This is a genomic window from Streptomyces sp. NPDC031132 (assembly GCF_055570595.1).
In genome coordinates, this window is sequence record NZ_JBVIGX010000026.1 from 78779 (window position 1) to 93352 (window position 14574).

Sequence of the window (14574 nt, forward strand, 5' to 3'; positions counted from 1 at the left end):
GCTCCTTGCGGAGCCCCGCCCCTCATGTGCGGTTCGACCTGTGGCCTACAGGAACGAGTTGATCTCGATCGTCTCGGTGCGGCCGGGGCCGACGCCGATCGCGGAGATCGGGGCGCCCGACATCTCCTCGAGGGCCTTCACGTACGCCTGGGCGTTCTTCGGCAGGTCCGCGAACGTCTTGGCCTTGGTGATGTCCTCGGACCAGCCGGGGAGGTTTTCGTAGATCGGCTTCGCGTGGTGGAAGTCCGTCTGCGAGTACGGGAGCTCCTCGACGCGCTTGCCGTCGATCTCGTACGCGACGCAGACCGGGATCTGCTCCCAGCCGGTCAGCACGTCCAGCTTGGTGAGGAAGAAGTCCGTCAGACCGTTCACGCGGGTGGCGTAGCGTGCGATCGGCGCGTCGAACCAGCCGCAGCGGCGGTCGCGGCCGGTGGTCACGCCGCGCTCGCCGCCGATGCGGCGCAGGTCCTCGCCGTCCTGGTCGAACAGCTCGGTCGGGAACGGGCCGGCGCCGACGCGGGTCGTGTAGGCCTTCAGGATGCCGATGACGCGGCTGATCTTCGTCGGGCCCACGCCGGTGCCGGTGCAGGCGCCGCCGGCGGTCGGGTTCGAGGAGGTGACGAAGGGGTACGTGCCGTGGTCGACGTCCAGCAGGGTGCCCTGGCCGCCCTCGAACAGCACGACCTTGTCCTCGTCGAGCGCGTTGTTGAGGATCAGCGTGGTGTCGGCGACGTACGGCTTGATCTGCTCCGCGTACTGGAGCATCTCCTCCACGATCGCGGCGGCCTCGATGGCGCGGCGGTTGTAGAGCTTGGCGAGGAGCTGGTTCTTGCCCTCGAGCGCCGCTTCGACCTTCTGGATGAGGATCGACTCGTCGTACAGGTCCTGGACGCGGATGCCGATGCGGTTGATCTTGTCCGCGTACGTCGGGCCGATGCCGCGGCCGGTCGTACCGATCTTGCGCTTGCCGAGGAAGCGTTCGCCGACCTTGTCGAGGGTGACGTTGTACGGCGTGATCAGATGTGCGTTGCCACTGATCAGCAGCTTGGAGGTGTCGATGCCGCGCTCGTTCAGACCGCGCAGCTCGGAGAGCAGGACGGCCGGGTCGACGACGACGCCGTTGCCGATGACAGGGGTGCATCCGGGGGACAGGATGCCGGAAGGGAGAAGGTGCAGTGCGTACTTCTGGTCGCCTACGACGACCGTGTGGCCGGCGTTGTTGCCGCCCTGGTAGCGCACCACATAGTCAACGGATCCACCGAGCAGGTCGGTGGCCTTTCCCTTGCCCTCGTCACCCCACTGAGCTCCGAGCAGCACAAGAGCGGGCACAGGCGTACACCTCTTCCGGATGGGGCATGTCCAAGGTCAGGGGGCGTACGACGATGTACACCGCAGGCTGAGCCGTCGGACCGGTACCCCGGAATAGACGAAGGCCCTGGCGCAATAGCGCAAGGGCCTCTTGCACAAAGATGCTACCCGAGGAAGGACCGAGGTGTCGGCTCCAGAGCCCACCATGAGCCATGCGGGCGCGCCGGTAGGCGGCCTGCTCGTGCTCGTCGACCCGGTCGCCCGCCGTCTTGACGGCGAGTCCGTGCGGATCGCGAAGGATGTCCTGTCAGCGGGCGCGGCAGCGAAAATCTGCCTCCCGGACTCGCAGGAGGAGTTTGCGCGGGCACTTGCCCGCCGGGGTCATCGGCAGCCGGTGATCGTGGGCGACGACCGGGCGCTGGTCCGGGCCGTGGGGCTGCTGCACCGGGAGCGGGGGCTGGGCGAGGGCGCCCTGTCGCTGGTCCCGGTCGGGCCCGCGGGCTCGCTGGGGCTGGCCCGGTCCTTGGGCGTGCCGCTGTCCGCGGTGGCGGCGGCGCGGTCGGTGCTGGACGGGGCCGTCCAAACGCGGGACCTGCTGGTGGACGACAGCGACGGGGTGGTGCTCGGGGATCTGCGGATTCCACCCGTCCGGGCGGTACCGAGGCCGTCCGTCTGGAGTGCGTACCGCTCGCTGGTGCGGACGCTGGTCCCGTCGGGGGTCCCGGCGGGGCACCGGCTCCGGGTGGAGGTGGACGGGCGGGTCCTGGTGGACGTGGACCGGCTGGTGGAGGACCTCCGGGTGGTGCCGGTGTCGTCCGACGGTGTGGCGGAGGTGACGGTCCGGGTGGCCGGCGGGCCTTCGCTGCGGGCGCGGGCGGGTTCGGTGACGGTGTCGGGCTCGGACTTCCGCTACCGGGCGGACGCGCTGGTGGCGGGCCCGGTCCGCCGCCGTACCTGGACCCTCCGCCCGGCGGCCTGGTCCCTGACGCTGCCGCGCTGAGCTGCTCCGGCCCGGCCAACCCGGCCCGGCCAACCCGGCCCGGCCAACCCGGCCCGGCCAACCCGGCCCGGCCAACCCGGCCCGGCCAACCCGGCCCGGCCCGGTGCCGGACTCGGCCCCGCCGGCGTTTGAGGCGCGGGGGCCGTGGCCCGGTCCGTACCCGGACCGGGCTACGGGAGGTTCAGGCCGGCCCGGTGGGCCCGCCAGCGGTCCATCATCCCGGCCATCTCGCCCTGCAGGAACTCGAAGAACTCCGCGGTCTCCGCCATCCGCACCCCCGCCGGGCTGTCCGCGCCGAGCCCGGCGACCCCGTCGCGCAGCGTCTTCTCGAAGAGGCTCAGCGCCTGGTCCCGCCGGGTGAACGTCTCGTACCAGAGCTCGTTGTGCAGGACGTACCGGTCCCGCCGCGAGCCCGGCTCCCGCTCCCGGCTGACCATGGTCACCTGCGTCAGGTACGCCACGGCCCCCGACACCGCCGCCGGACTGATCTGCAGCGCCTCGCTCAGCTCCGCCGAGGTCATCGATCCGCTGTCGCTCGCGAGGAGCTGCGCGAAGACCCGCGAGGCCATCCGCTGCATTCCCGCCTCGGTCAGCTGCGCGGCGAACCGCTCCACGAAGCGGGAGACCGCCTCGTCGTTCCGTACGTCCATGTCGTCCACCACCTTGCCGACTTTATACGTTTTCCGAGCTTCACAAGTTTGTGAAAGTAGCGTACGTTCAGAAACATGACGAAGGCAATCAGTGTCGCCGGACTGCACAAGGCGTTCGGCCGCACCCATGCGCTGGACGGACTCGACCTCTCCGTCGCCCCCGGTGAGGTCCACGGCTTCCTCGGCCCCAACGGCGCCGGCAAGTCCACCACCATCCGGGTCCTGCTGGGCCTGCTGCGCGCCGACTCCGGAACCGCGGAGCTGCTCGGCGGCGACCCCTGGGCCGACGCCGTGGAACTGCACCGCCGCGTCGCGTACGTCCCCGGTGACGTCACCCTGTGGCGCAACCTCTCCGGCGGCGAGGTCATCGACCTCTACGGGCGCCTGCGTGGCGGCCTGGACCGGGCCCGGCGCACCGAGCTCGTCGAGCGGTTCGAGCTGGACCCCACCAAGAAGGGGCGTACGTACTCCAAGGGCAACCGGCAGAAGGTCGCGCTCGTCGCCGCCTTCGCCTCGGAGGCCGAGCTGCTCATCCTCGACGAGCCCACCTCCGGCCTGGACCCGCTGATGGAGGAGGTCTTCCAGGGCTGTGTCGCCGAGGCGCGCGCCGCCGGGCGGACCGTCCTGCTCAGCTCGCACATCCTCAGCGAGGTCGAGACCCTCTGCGACCGGGTCAGCATCATCCGCAAGGGCCGCACGGTCGAGACGGGCACGCTGGCCGATCTGCGGCACTTGACCCGTACGTCGATCAGCGCCGAGCTCGCCGGCCCGCCGAACGGCATCGCGCACCTGCCGGGCGTGTACGACGTGGAGGTGCAGGGGCTGAAGGTCCGCCTCCAGGCCGACACGGACAAGCTGGACGCCGTACTGCGTTCGCTCGCCGAGTCCGGTGTGCGGTCGCTGACTTCGACGCCGCCCACGCTCGAGGAGCTCTTCCTGCGGCACTACGCGGACGACGTGCACGGCAACGGTGCCGGCGGGAACGCGAAGGCGGGCGTGTCGTGATGAAGAACCAACTGGCCGGCACCGGGACGCTGCTGCGCCTCGCGCTCCGCCGCGACCGCGTGATGATGCCGGTCTGGATCATGGTCGTGGCGATGCTGGTGCTCAGCCTGCCCGCCTCGCTCGAGTCGGTGTACGGGACGGACGCCGAACGGGCCCGACTGCTCGGCACGATGAACACCAACGGCTCGCTGCGCGCCCTGTACGGACCGGTGTTCGGCGACTCCGTCGGCGCCCTGACCGCTTGGCGCGGCGGGATCTTCGCCGGCGTGCTCGCCGGGATCATGAGCCTGGTCGTCGTGGTCCGGCACACCCGCGAGGAGGAGGAGACGGGCCGTCAGGAGCTGCTCTCCGCGGCGATGGTGGGGCGGCGGGCGCCGCTGACGGCCGCGCTGCTGGCGGCCCTGACGGCCAATGCGCTGGCCGCGCTCCTGGTGACGGGCGGACTCGCCGGGCGCGGTGCGGGCGGTGCACTCGCCCTCGGACTGGGCATCGGCGCCACCGGGATGCTGTTCGCGGCCCTGGCCGCCATCGCGGCGCAGCTCACCGAGAGCGCACGGCTCGCGAAGGGGCTCACGGGTGCACTGATCGGCGCGGCGTTCGTGTTGCGCGCCGCCGGGGATGCCGGGAGCGCCGGGGGTTCGAGCGCGCTGACCTGGGTGTCGCCGCTGGGCTGGCTGGAACACGTACGGGCCTACGCGACCGAACGCTGGTGGGTGCTCGGCCTGTTCGCGGCGGCGGTGGCGGTGCAGGTGGCGGCGGCGTACGCGCTGGCCGGCCGCCGTGACCTCGGCATGAGCTTCCTGCCGGCCCGTCCGGGCCCCGCGGAGGGCCGGCTCGGCAGCGCGGGGGCGCTGGCCTGGCGGCTCCAGCGGGGCAGCCTGATCGGCTGGAGCCTCGGGTTCCTGGCGGCCGGGGTGGTGTTCGGCGGGATGACGGACGGGGCCACGCAGCTGGTCGGCGACAACGAACGGACCCGCGAGATCATCGAGCGGATGGGCGGGCAGAGCGGGGTCGCCGATGCCTTCCTCGCGACGATGGCCGGGATGCTCGGCATGGTCGCCGCCCTGTACATCGTCTCGGCGGTGCTGCGGCTGAGCGGCGAGGAGTCGGGGCAGCGCGCCGAACCGCTGCTCGCGAACGCGGTGGGCCGGCTGCGGTGGGCCGGCGGCCACCTGGCCGTGGCGTTCGGCGGCTCGGCGCTGATCCTGCTGCTGGCCGGACTGGGCCTGGGCGTCGGGCACGGCCGGGACGTGGGCCCGGCGGTCGGCGCCTGCCTGGCCCAACTCCCGGCGGTGTGGGTGATCGGCGCCCTCGCGGCCCTCCTGCACGGCGCCGCCCCGAGGTACGCGGTGGCCGCCTGGGCGGTGGCCGGGACCGCGCTGACGCTGGGCTGGATCGGCCCGGCGCTGAACCTGCCGCAGGCCGCCCTGAACCTGTCGCCCTTCGCCCACCTGCCCAAGCTGCCGGGCGCGGAGGCCCTGACCTGGGCCCCGATGCTGGTGCTGACCGGCCTGGCGGCAGCCCTGCTGGCGGCCGGCCTGGCGGCACTCCGCCGCCGAGACCTGGCCGCGTAGGGGAGGTCCGTCAGAACTCCACGAGGAGTTCTTCCAGACCGCGGATGACGTACCCGTCCCGCCACCGGGGCTCCCGTACGAGCTTCAGGGGTGGGACGCCGTCCGCCAGCAGGGCCCCGAACGAGGCGGTCAGCTCGCGCCGCGCGAGCGGGGCGCCCAGGCAGTAGTGGATCCCGGCCCCGAAGCTCAGGTGCGGATTGTCGGCCCGTACGAGGTCCAACGCGTCGGGGTCGTCGAACCGGGCGGGATCCCGGTTCGCGGAGCCGAAGAGCAGCGCGACCTCGGCTCCGCGCGGGATGACCGTGTCGCCGATCCGGATGTCGTCCAGCACCCAGCGCTCGAACATCTGCAGGGGTGTGTCGTAGCGCATGAGTTCATCCACAGCTGTGGACAACTTTTCGGAATCGAGCGAGGCGCGCTGCTCGGGGTGCCGGAAGAGGGTCCACCAGCCGTTGACGGTGGTGTTCACGGTGGCCTCGTGGCCGGCGTTCAGCAGGAGCACGCAGGTGGAGATCATCTCCTGCTCGCTGAGCCGGCCCTCCTCATCGTGGGCGGCGATCAGACCGGAGATCAAATCCTCGCCGGGCTCCTTGCGCCGCTCCGCGATCAGCTCGCGCAGATAGGCGCTGAACTCCACGCTCGCCCGTACCGCCCGCTGCGCGGTCTCCTCGTCCGGCCGGAGCTCGAACATCCCGCAGATGTCCGCCGACCAGGGCCGCAGCAGCGCCCGATCCGCCTCGGGCACCCCGAGCAGCTCGGCGATCACCGCCACGGGCAGGGGCTCGGCGACGACGGTCAGCAGGTCCCCGCCCCCGTCGGCCAGGAGCTGCCCGACCAGCTCCCGGGCGAGCCGATCCACAGCGGGTGCGAGCTGCTCCACGGTCCGCGGGGTGAACGCCTTGGACACCAGCCGCCGCACGCGTGCATGGGCGGGATCCTCCAGGTCCAGCAGGCCGTTCCCGTTGAGGACGTGGAAGGGCTCGTGCTCCGGGGGCGGCGCCTCGCGCCCGAACTCCTCGTGCGAGAACCGGTGCAGGTAGGTCCGGCCCAGCCGCCGGTCACGCAGCAGCGCGCTCACATCGGCGTAGTGCGGCACCAGCCACTGCCCGGTGGCCTCGAACCACAGGGCACGGCCCTGCGCGCGCAGCTCCCGGTATGCGGGGTACGGATCGGCGACAAACGCGGCGTCCCACGGATCAAAACCCATCCCCGAAGCCTAGGGGGTGCTTGCCGCAGGCGATGTGACTCGTCGTCATGTTGCCTACGCCGGAGTCACCAGGCGGGTCTCATAGGCGAAGACCGCTGCCTGGGTGCGGTCGCGCAGGCCCAGTTTCACCAGGATCCGGCTCACGTGCGTCTTGATCGTGGACTCCGCGACGATGAGCCGGTCCGCTATCTCGGCGTTGGACAGTCCCTGCGCGATCAGCACCAGCACCTCCGTCTCCCGCTCCGTCAGCTCCCCGACCCCCGCCGGATCCGCGAGCTTCGGCGGGGTCGAGAGCTTCGAGAACTCCAGGATCAGCCGCTTGGTGACCGCGGGCGCCAGCAGCGCCTCACCGGACGCCACCACCCGCACCCCGTCGGCCAGCTGCCGGGCCGAGGCGTCCTTGAGCAGGAACCCGGAGGCCCCGGCCCGCAGGGCCTGGTACACGTACTCGTCGAGGTCGAAGGTCGTCAGGACCAGCACCTTCGCGTCCGTGTCGGAGGCGACGATCTCCCGGGTCGCCTCCAGCCCGTTCATCACCGGCATCCGGATGTCCATCAGCACCACGTCCGGCCGCAGCGCCGCCACCTGGGCGATGGCCTCGCGGCCGTCCACCGCCTCGCCGACCACCTCGATGCCGTCCATCGCGTTCAGCAGGACGGAGAAGCCCTCCCGGACCATCATCTGGTCGTCGACGATCAGAACCCTGATCGTCATGCCGACTTCCCCGACTCGTGCCCCGACTCGTGCCCCGACTCGTGCCCGGATTTCTGCGCCGTCTCCTGCGTCGCCGCGTCCTGCCGCCCGCGCACCGGTATGAACACCGCCACCTCGTACCCGCCCGCCTCGGTCTGCGCGGCCGTCATCTCCCCCTCCAGCATGGCCACCCGCTCCCGCATCCCGGTGATCCCGTGCCCGGCGCCCGGCGAGGGCCGTACGTCCCCGGTCGCCGCCGCATTGACGACCCGTATGCCCAACCCTCCCAGCACGTACGAGACCTCGACCGAGGCCGCCGCCCCCGGTGCATGGCGCAGGGTGTTGCTCAGCGCCTCCTGGATGATCCGGTACGCCGACAGCTCGACGCCCGGCGGCAGCTCCCGCACCGCACCCGTGACCGTCTTCTCCACGCTCAGCCCGGCCTCCCGCACATTGGCCAGCAGCCCGTCCAGCGAGGCCAGCGTCGGCTGCGGGGCGTCCGGCGCCTCGTAGTCCGCGGAGCGCACCACACCCAGCACCCGGCGCAGTTCCGTCAGCGCCGCCACCGCGTTCTCCCGGATGGTGACGAACGCCGCCTCCAGCTCCGGCGGCGGATTCTTCACCCGGTACGGCGCGGCCTCCGCCTGGATCGCCACCACCGACATGTGGTGGGCCACCACGTCGTGCAGCTCCCGCGCGATCGTCGTCCGCTCCTCCAGCAGCGTCCGCCGGTCCCGCTCGACGGCCGTCACCTCCTGCTGCGCGCTGACCTCCTGCTCCGCCTCCCGGCGGATGTTGCGGACCGTGACCACCAGCAGGGAGACCGCCAGGAGGAAGGCCATCGGCATGATCTCGACGGGCTCCCCCCGGCCGAGCACGGCCGGTATCGCGAGCCCCGTTCCCAGCGTGATCAGCCACATCCAGCCGGCCGCCCGGGGCCTGGTGCGCATCGCCGCGATGGTCACCGTGACGAAGTAGGAGGCGAAGGCACCCGGCGACCAGGGCCACACGTCGTTGTTGGAGCCGACCACCGCGAGCACCCCGGTGACGACGCCGGCCGCCCAGAACGCCCCCACCGGCCGCACCAGAGTCATCAGCACCGGCGTGGCCGCTATCAGCCCCATCACGAGCGAGCTGCTCGGTGCGACGAAGTCGCCGCTGCTGGTGGACGTGAGCATCACCACGAGGAAGGCCAGGAAACCCACGACCGCATGCGGCAGATGGGCCAGCGACGGCCGTATCCGCTCCGGCAGCCGCCGCGTCACCGGCCCGTCGGTGCGCATCCGCGGCAGCGGCCGGTACGCGAAGGCATCCGTGATCAGATCCCTGCGCAGGCTCTGGAGCAGGCCGGAGGCCATCCGGAACTCGGGTGTCCGGGGGGTCGCCCGGGAGGTCGTCTCGCTCATACACACACCGTAGGTCGGCCGCCCCCTCGTCCGCGTCGCCGCTGAAGGGGATATCCCGGCCTCCCTCTCAGGTACTACTCCGGCTACTCAGTAGCCCGTCGGACGGACCAGACCCGTCTCGTACGCGAACACCGCGGCCTGGGTGCGGTCCCGCAGGCCCAGCTTCACCAGGATCCGCCCCACATGCGTCTTCACCGTCTGCTCGGCCACGACCAGGTGCCCGGCGATCTCCGCGTTGGACAGGCCCTGCGCGATCAGCGACAGCACCTCGGTCTCCCGCTCGGTCAGCTCGTCGATCCGCGCCTTCGAGGGCGCCCGCGGGGCCCCCATCCGGGAGAACTCCGTGATCAGCCGCTTGGTGATGTTCGGCGAGAGCAGCGCCTCGCCGGCCGCCACCACCCGGACCGCCTCCGCGAGCTGGTCGGCCGACGCGTCCTTCAGGAGGAACCCGGAGGCCCCGGCGCGCAGCGCCTCGTACACGTACTCGTCGAGGTCGAAGGTGGTCAGCACCAGCACCTTGACGATGGCGTCCGGGGCGGCCGTGATGACGGAGGTCGCCTCGATGCCGCCCATCCCGGGCATGCGGATGTCCATCAGGACCACGTCCGGGCCGAGTTCGGCGACCTTCGCCACCGCATCGGCGCCGTCCACGGCCTGGCCGACGACCTCGATGTCGGGCTGGGCGTTGAGGAGGACGGTGAAGCCCTGCCGGACCATCATCTGGTCGTCGGCGATCATCACCCTGATCGGGTCGGCCGGAGTGCTCATGCGTCCTGTTCGTCCTTCTTCTTCTCGGGATCCATGGGGAGCACGGCGCTCACCTCGTACCCGCCGCCGGGGCGCGGACCGGCGGCGAGCTCGCCCCCCAGCATGCCCGCCCGCTCCCGCATCCCCAGCAGACCGTGCCCGGCGCCGTGCGAGGGCGGGGCCGGCCGGGTCGGTGCGCTGTTGGCGATGCACAGGTGCAGTTCGCGCGGCCCGTACGCGACGCCGACCTCCACCCGCGAACCGGGCGCATGGCGCAGACAGTTGCTCAGCGCCTCCTGCACGATCCGGTAGGCGGTGAGCTCGACGCCCGGGGCGAGCGGCCGCCGGATGCCCGCGATCTCGGTAGTGACGGCCAGCCCTGCGCTGCGCACGTTGTCCACGAGGCCGTCCAGTTCGGCGAGGGTGGGCTGCGGATGATGCGGGTTCGCCGGATCGTCCGGCTGCTCGGAGCGCAGCACGCCCAGGACCCGGCGCAGTTCCGTCAGCGCTTCCAGGGCGTTCTCCCGTATGCCGGCTAGGTTCTCCTTCAGCTCCTCGGAGGGGTTCTCCACCAGGTGCGGGGCGACCTGCGCCTGGATGGAGATCACCGACATGTGGTGGGCGACGACGTCGTGCAGTTCGCGGGCGATCCGGTTGCGCTCCTCGAGCAGGGTGCGCTGGGCACGCTCCTCCTCGGTGAGCGTCTCCTGCTCGACGAGCTTGCCGCGGGCCAGGCGCGTGGCCCGCAGGGCGTACCCGAGGATGCCCGCGAATCCGAACAGGACGGCCACGCCCGCGACGACGGTCTGGCTCTGCGGGGGCCTGAACACGGCCTCGGCCAGTCCGGACAGGGCGAGCGTGATGCCGATGACCCAGACGGTCACGCGGGGCGGCACCCGCAGCGCGACCATCAGGATCAGGGGCGCGAACGTGACCGGCCCGGCGGGCGTCCACGGCCAGGCCTGCCCCTGACCGACGTGGTCGTGGATGGTCCAGGCGACCAGGGCCGCGGTGACGAGGCCGAGCCACCAGGCGGCGATCGGCCGGAACATGCTGAGCAGGACCGACGCGGACGTCAGCAGCGACAGCCCCAGCACGGCCGTGCCGACGACCTTGTAGTGGTCGTTCAGCTGCATCCCCGTCAGGACCCCGCACGGGATGGCCGCGTAGGTGAGGACCACGTGCGGCAGCCAGGCAAGCCAGCGGGGCCGCGACATCTTCGGGAGGGGATCCCGCTTCAGGGTGAACAGCTCCCGGGCCAGGCCGTGCAGCAGGACGGGGCGGTGCTCGGCGGCGGGCGGCTCGGTCTGCTGGTTCACGTCGTCCAGGCTAAGGCGGGCCCTAGACATGGCTGACTTCCTTGGCGGGGGCCGGCCGGGGCCGGGGGACGGCGCCGGCAGGGACGGCGGCCTTCGGCCGCCTGGCCTGCTCGTACGTACGGAAGGCGGCCCAGCAGACGCCCAGCGTGGCGGCGAACACCGGCAGCCACAGCAGCCGGGCGGCTATCCACTGCGCGGAGTCGGGCACGGTGTGCAGTCCGGGCAGATCGGCGGGGGCCAGCAGCCCCAGGGCGGTGACGGCCATCATCGCGGTCTGGTGCCACAGGAAGATGGTCATCGCGGACAGGTTCATCAGGGCCACCTTCGCCCAGGCCCGGGGCCGCCGCATGGCCCGGTCCAGCGGCCCGCGGAGCAGCAGGGCCAGCCCGCACTGGGCCAGGCCGAACGCGGCGGCGGCCAGCGTCGGCGGGTTCAGGTTCGATATCGGGGCCCCGGGGACACCGACCATGGACGCCGGATACCCGCCCCACAGCACCAGCGCGGTGGCGGCCGCGCCCCCGCCCACCAGCAGCACGGCCGGGGTGCGCCGGGCGAACGCACCGCGGGACCAAGCGGCGCCCAGGGTGTAGGGGACGAGCCAGCCGGCGGCCACATTGACCCAGCCGATCCACTCGGGCCCGCCGAGGCCGAACCGCCACACGTCCACGCCCGCCACCACCGCCAGCGGCCAGAGCGGATTGAGCCGGGCCACGAGCGGGGTGGCGGCGGTGAGCACGGCGAAGACGAGGAGGAACCAGAGGGGGGAGAGGACGAGCTTGACCAGGGTCTGCACGGTGCCCAGTTCGGCTCCGCCGAGCAGCATCCCGCCCGCCGTGACGGCCCAGAGGACGAGCACCGCGGCGACCGGGCGGAACAGCCGGGACAGCCGCTGCCGGACCCACGCCCCGTACGGGACCCCGCGCTCCCGCGCCGAGGCATGGCCGCGGGCGCCGACATGGCCGCCGACCAGGAAGAACACGGACAACGTCTGGAACAGCCAGGACACCGGTGCCAGCCAGGGCAGGTGGGCCAGCGGACTGGTCGTGCTCAGGCCGCCGTCGGCGGTGGTCAGGGCGGTCACCAGCCAGTGGCCCAGCACCACGCCGAGGATGGCGAAGGCCCGCAGCGCGTCCACGGTCCGGTCCCGGTCGGGCGGTGTGCCGGCGTCGATGCGGTCCGCGAGGACGGACCAGCGGGCGCGGAGCTTACGCACGGGGTACCTCCGGGGTGGTCGGTGCGGCAGTGGCCAAGGCGATGCGGGTCAGGCTGTCGAGGGACGCGGTGCCGGGCTTGAGGTAGTCGCTGTGCCCGCCGGGGCCGGCATTGAAGGACCGGGCTCCGAAGGCGGGGTCGACGGGGTCGGTGCCGAATCCGACCCCGCCCAGGCGGACATGGGGGACATGGCCGATCCAGTCGGCGCCGCCCCGCCCGGCCCACACTCGGGCGCCGGTCGGCAGCTCGGCGGCAGATCCGGCGCCCGTGCCCGGACTGCCGAACAGGGCGATGTCGGTGACCTGGGGGCCGGTACCGGTCCGGGCGCAGACCACGGAGCCGTACGAGTGGCACAGCAGCGAGAGCCGGGCACCGGGTGCAGCAGCTTGCCCCAAGCGGTCGAGGAAGGGGCCCAGTTCGGCGGCGGCCGCGTCCGCCCGGTCCGCGGTCAGGACGGTCGCGCTGACCGTGTTGGGGGTGTCGTACCCGAGCCAGGCGACCACGGCGGAGCGCGGGTGCTCGGCCTGGAGGCGCTGCTGCAGGGCGACCGCCCCGGCACGGAATCTCTGGTAGGTGTCCAGCGTGGTGTCGGAACCGGGCACCAGGACGGCGACCCGGTCGGCGGTGTCCAGATCGCCGAGCACCTCGACGGCCCGCCCCTTGCCGCGGCCGTCGAAGGCGAGGAACCGGGCCGTCCCTTCCGCCCCCATGGCGCGCAGCTTCGCGGCGCGGCCCGTGCGGCCGGCGTCCTGCGCCATGCGGGCCGCCTCGGCAAGGTTGGCGCGGTTGCCGGCGTACCGGTCCGGGAGCGCGGTGTGTTCGGCGAAGGCGACGGGCCCGGGCGCCGGGACATCGGGAGAAGCGGCGGCGGACACGGGGAGCACGACGGCCGCGGCGACGAGGCCGGCCAGCAGGGTGCGACGCAGCCGGCCGCGCCGGTGTCCGGCACGGCGGCCTTTGGGGCGACCTCCTGTGCGTCGTCCTGCGAAGCGTCCTGCGGGGCGGGTCATGTCGGGTCCCTTTTCCTTCGCTCGGTCCAGAGGGGCTGAACTCGCGAGGGGCTGACCTCGCGTCTTCTCTGGTGACGAAGTTAGGAATTGAGGGGCCTCGTCGGCGTCCCGCTGGGGAGCGGCCTTTGTGGGTAGCTCTCAGGTATGACAGGGGAAACCTGAGAGCCACAGGCGCAGCCGCCGACCATCCCCCGGGCGGTATCCCACGGGCGGTCGACTAGGGTCCCGGGATGACCAACGGCAACGCCCGCAGCCACGGCAACAACGGGAACCACAACGCCAGTCACCCCGCCGACTGGCGCAACGACCGCATAGGCAGCGCGCATCGCGGCGAGAACCCGACCGTCCTGCGCCGCCTCGACCAGGGGTTCGCCGTGATCGGCGACCGGCAGTTCCTCCCCGGGTACGCGGTCCTGCTGACCGACGACCCGTCGGTGACCCGGCTCTCGGACCTGCCCCGGGCGCGCAGGACGGCGTACCTCGCCGACATGGACCGCCTCGCCGAGGCCGTCGAACGGGCCTGCCGCCGGCTCGACCCCGCCTTCCGCCGGGTGAACATCGAGATCCTGGGCAACACCGACCCGTACCTCCACGCCCACGTCTGGCCGCGCTACGAGTGGGAGCCCGCCGACATGGTCCGGATGCCGGTGTGGCTGTACGAGCAGGAGGAGTACTGGAGGGGGAGCCGGTACGAGCTGGCGGACCGGCACGACGCGCTGCGCGTCGCCATCGGGGAGGAGCTGGACCGACTGGGCGACGGCTGACGCCCCCAAGCCCCAAGCCCCAACCCCAAGCCCCCGCCCCCCGCCGGCCGTACGCCCCGAGTACCACGGCCGCTACGGCGTCGTCGCCACGCGGATGCCGAAGCCGATCAGGACCACGCCCGTCGCCCGGTCCAGGGCACGGCGGACGCGCGGCCGCGCGAAGAAGCGCCGGGCGCGCGAGAGGACGTACACGTACGTGCCGAGCCAGGCCACCGTCAGGACGAGGTGGATCAGGACGAGCAGCGCCATGCCGGTGGCCGGCCGGAGGCCGGACGGGGCGAGGGCGGGCAGCAGGCCGGTGTAGAAGACGGCGATCTTGGGGTTGAGGGCATTGCTGACCAGGCCCGTCCGCCAGGCGCTGCCCGCGGAGCCGCGTACGGGGGCCGGCTCCGCGCCGGGCCGGCGCAGGGACTGGACGCCGAGGAAGCAGAGGTACGCGGCACCCGCGAGCTTCACCGCCAGGTACACCTCGGCCGAAGCGGCGAGCAGCGCGGCGAGTCCGGCGACGGTGAGGGCGCCCCACAGGAGGAGCCCGGCGGTGATCCCGGCGACGGTGCGCAGCCCGTCGGCGCGGCCGCGGGAGACCGCGCGCTTCGTCACGACGGCCATGTCGGGGCCGGGGACGAGGGTGAGCAGTGCCAGGACGCCGGTCGCGGTCAGGAGTTGCGTGAGCACGCGG

14 protein-coding genes are annotated in these 14574 nt (G+C 72.5%); 4 read left to right on the forward strand and 10 right to left on the reverse strand.

Annotated features, from left to right (window positions below):
* Positions 1-45: 45 nt before the first annotated feature.
* A complete protein-coding gene (locus ACZ49B_RS29335) occupies positions 46-1329 on the reverse strand; it encodes an adenylosuccinate synthase (RefSeq protein ID WP_363175862.1) in 1284 nt (427 codons plus the stop codon).
* A 184-nt stretch (positions 1330-1513) separates the two neighbouring features.
* On the opposite strand from ACZ49B_RS29335, the gene ACZ49B_RS29340 reads away from it, so the two are divergent.
* Complete coding sequence (locus tag ACZ49B_RS29340; protein WP_468311647.1) at positions 1514-2308, forward strand: diacylglycerol kinase catalytic domain-containing protein; 795 nt, start codon at positions 1514-1516, stop codon at positions 2306-2308.
* Positions 2309-2478: 170 nt separating this feature from the next.
* Here ACZ49B_RS29340 and ACZ49B_RS29345 read toward each other — a convergent pair whose 3' ends face one another.
* A complete protein-coding gene (locus ACZ49B_RS29345; protein ID WP_468311649.1) occupies positions 2479-2958 on the reverse strand; it encodes a GbsR/MarR family transcriptional regulator in 480 nt (159 codons plus the stop codon).
* A 75-nt stretch (positions 2959-3033) separates the two neighbouring features.
* On the opposite strand from ACZ49B_RS29345, the gene ACZ49B_RS29350 reads away from it, so the two are divergent.
* Together ACZ49B_RS29350 and ACZ49B_RS29355 are read left to right on the forward strand one after the other, a co-directional pair.
* Entirely contained in the window at positions 3034-3963 is a 930-nt protein-coding gene (locus ACZ49B_RS29350) for an ABC transporter ATP-binding protein (protein WP_468311597.1), read from the forward strand.
* Positions 3963-5537, forward strand: coding sequence for an ABC transporter permease (locus ACZ49B_RS29355; RefSeq protein ID WP_468311651.1), 1575 nt, complete (start codon positions 3963-3965; stop codon positions 5535-5537). Before ACZ49B_RS29350 ends, ACZ49B_RS29355 begins: the two co-directional genes overlap by 1 nt.
* Positions 5538-5547: 10 nt before the next feature.
* On the opposite strand, the gene ACZ49B_RS29360 is transcribed toward ACZ49B_RS29355, so the two are convergent.
* The 7 genes from ACZ49B_RS29360 to ACZ49B_RS29390 form a co-directional block, all read right to left on the reverse strand.
* On the reverse strand, positions 5548-6744 hold the full coding sequence (locus ACZ49B_RS29360; RefSeq protein ID WP_468311599.1) for a cytochrome P450: 1197 nt from the start codon (positions 6742-6744) through the stop codon (positions 5548-5550).
* Positions 6745-6798: 54 nt separating this feature from the next.
* Complete coding sequence (locus ACZ49B_RS29365) at positions 6799-7458, reverse strand: response regulator (RefSeq protein WP_468311601.1); 660 nt, start codon at positions 7456-7458, stop codon at positions 6799-6801.
* A complete protein-coding gene (locus tag ACZ49B_RS29370; RefSeq protein WP_468311604.1) occupies positions 7455-8843 on the reverse strand; it encodes a sensor histidine kinase in 1389 nt (462 codons plus the stop codon). The genes ACZ49B_RS29365 and ACZ49B_RS29370 overlap by 4 nt, the downstream gene beginning before the upstream one ends.
* A gap of 87 nt (positions 8844-8930) precedes the next feature.
* Positions 8931-9611, reverse strand: coding sequence for a response regulator (locus ACZ49B_RS29375; protein ID WP_468311605.1), 681 nt, complete (start codon positions 9609-9611; stop codon positions 8931-8933).
* Positions 9608-10909 (reverse strand): sensor histidine kinase, encoded by a 1302-nt coding sequence (locus ACZ49B_RS29380; protein WP_468311607.1) that lies wholly within the window; start codon positions 10907-10909, stop codon positions 9608-9610. The genes ACZ49B_RS29375 and ACZ49B_RS29380 overlap by 4 nt, the downstream gene beginning before the upstream one ends.
* A 22-nt stretch (positions 10910-10931) precedes the next feature.
* Positions 10932-12122 (reverse strand): acyltransferase family protein, encoded by a 1191-nt coding sequence (locus tag ACZ49B_RS29385; protein WP_468311609.1) that lies wholly within the window; start codon positions 12120-12122, stop codon positions 10932-10934.
* A complete protein-coding gene (locus ACZ49B_RS29390; protein ID WP_468311611.1) occupies positions 12115-13131 on the reverse strand; it encodes an alpha/beta hydrolase in 1017 nt (338 codons plus the stop codon). The genes ACZ49B_RS29385 and ACZ49B_RS29390 overlap by 8 nt, the downstream gene beginning before the upstream one ends.
* A 230-nt stretch (positions 13132-13361) precedes the next feature.
* Between ACZ49B_RS29390 and ACZ49B_RS29395 the strand changes: the two genes are divergently transcribed.
* Positions 13362-13895 (forward strand): HIT family protein, encoded by a 534-nt coding sequence (locus ACZ49B_RS29395; RefSeq protein WP_468311613.1) that lies wholly within the window; start codon positions 13362-13364, stop codon positions 13893-13895.
* A 72-nt stretch (positions 13896-13967) separates the two neighbouring features.
* Here ACZ49B_RS29395 and ACZ49B_RS29400 read toward each other — a convergent pair whose 3' ends face one another.
* Positions 13968-14570 carry a LysE family translocator gene (locus ACZ49B_RS29400; protein ID WP_053784970.1) on the reverse strand — a complete coding sequence of 201 codons (603 nt, stop codon included), beginning with the start codon at positions 14568-14570 and terminating at the stop codon, positions 13968-13970.
* Positions 14571-14574 lie beyond the last annotated feature (4 nt).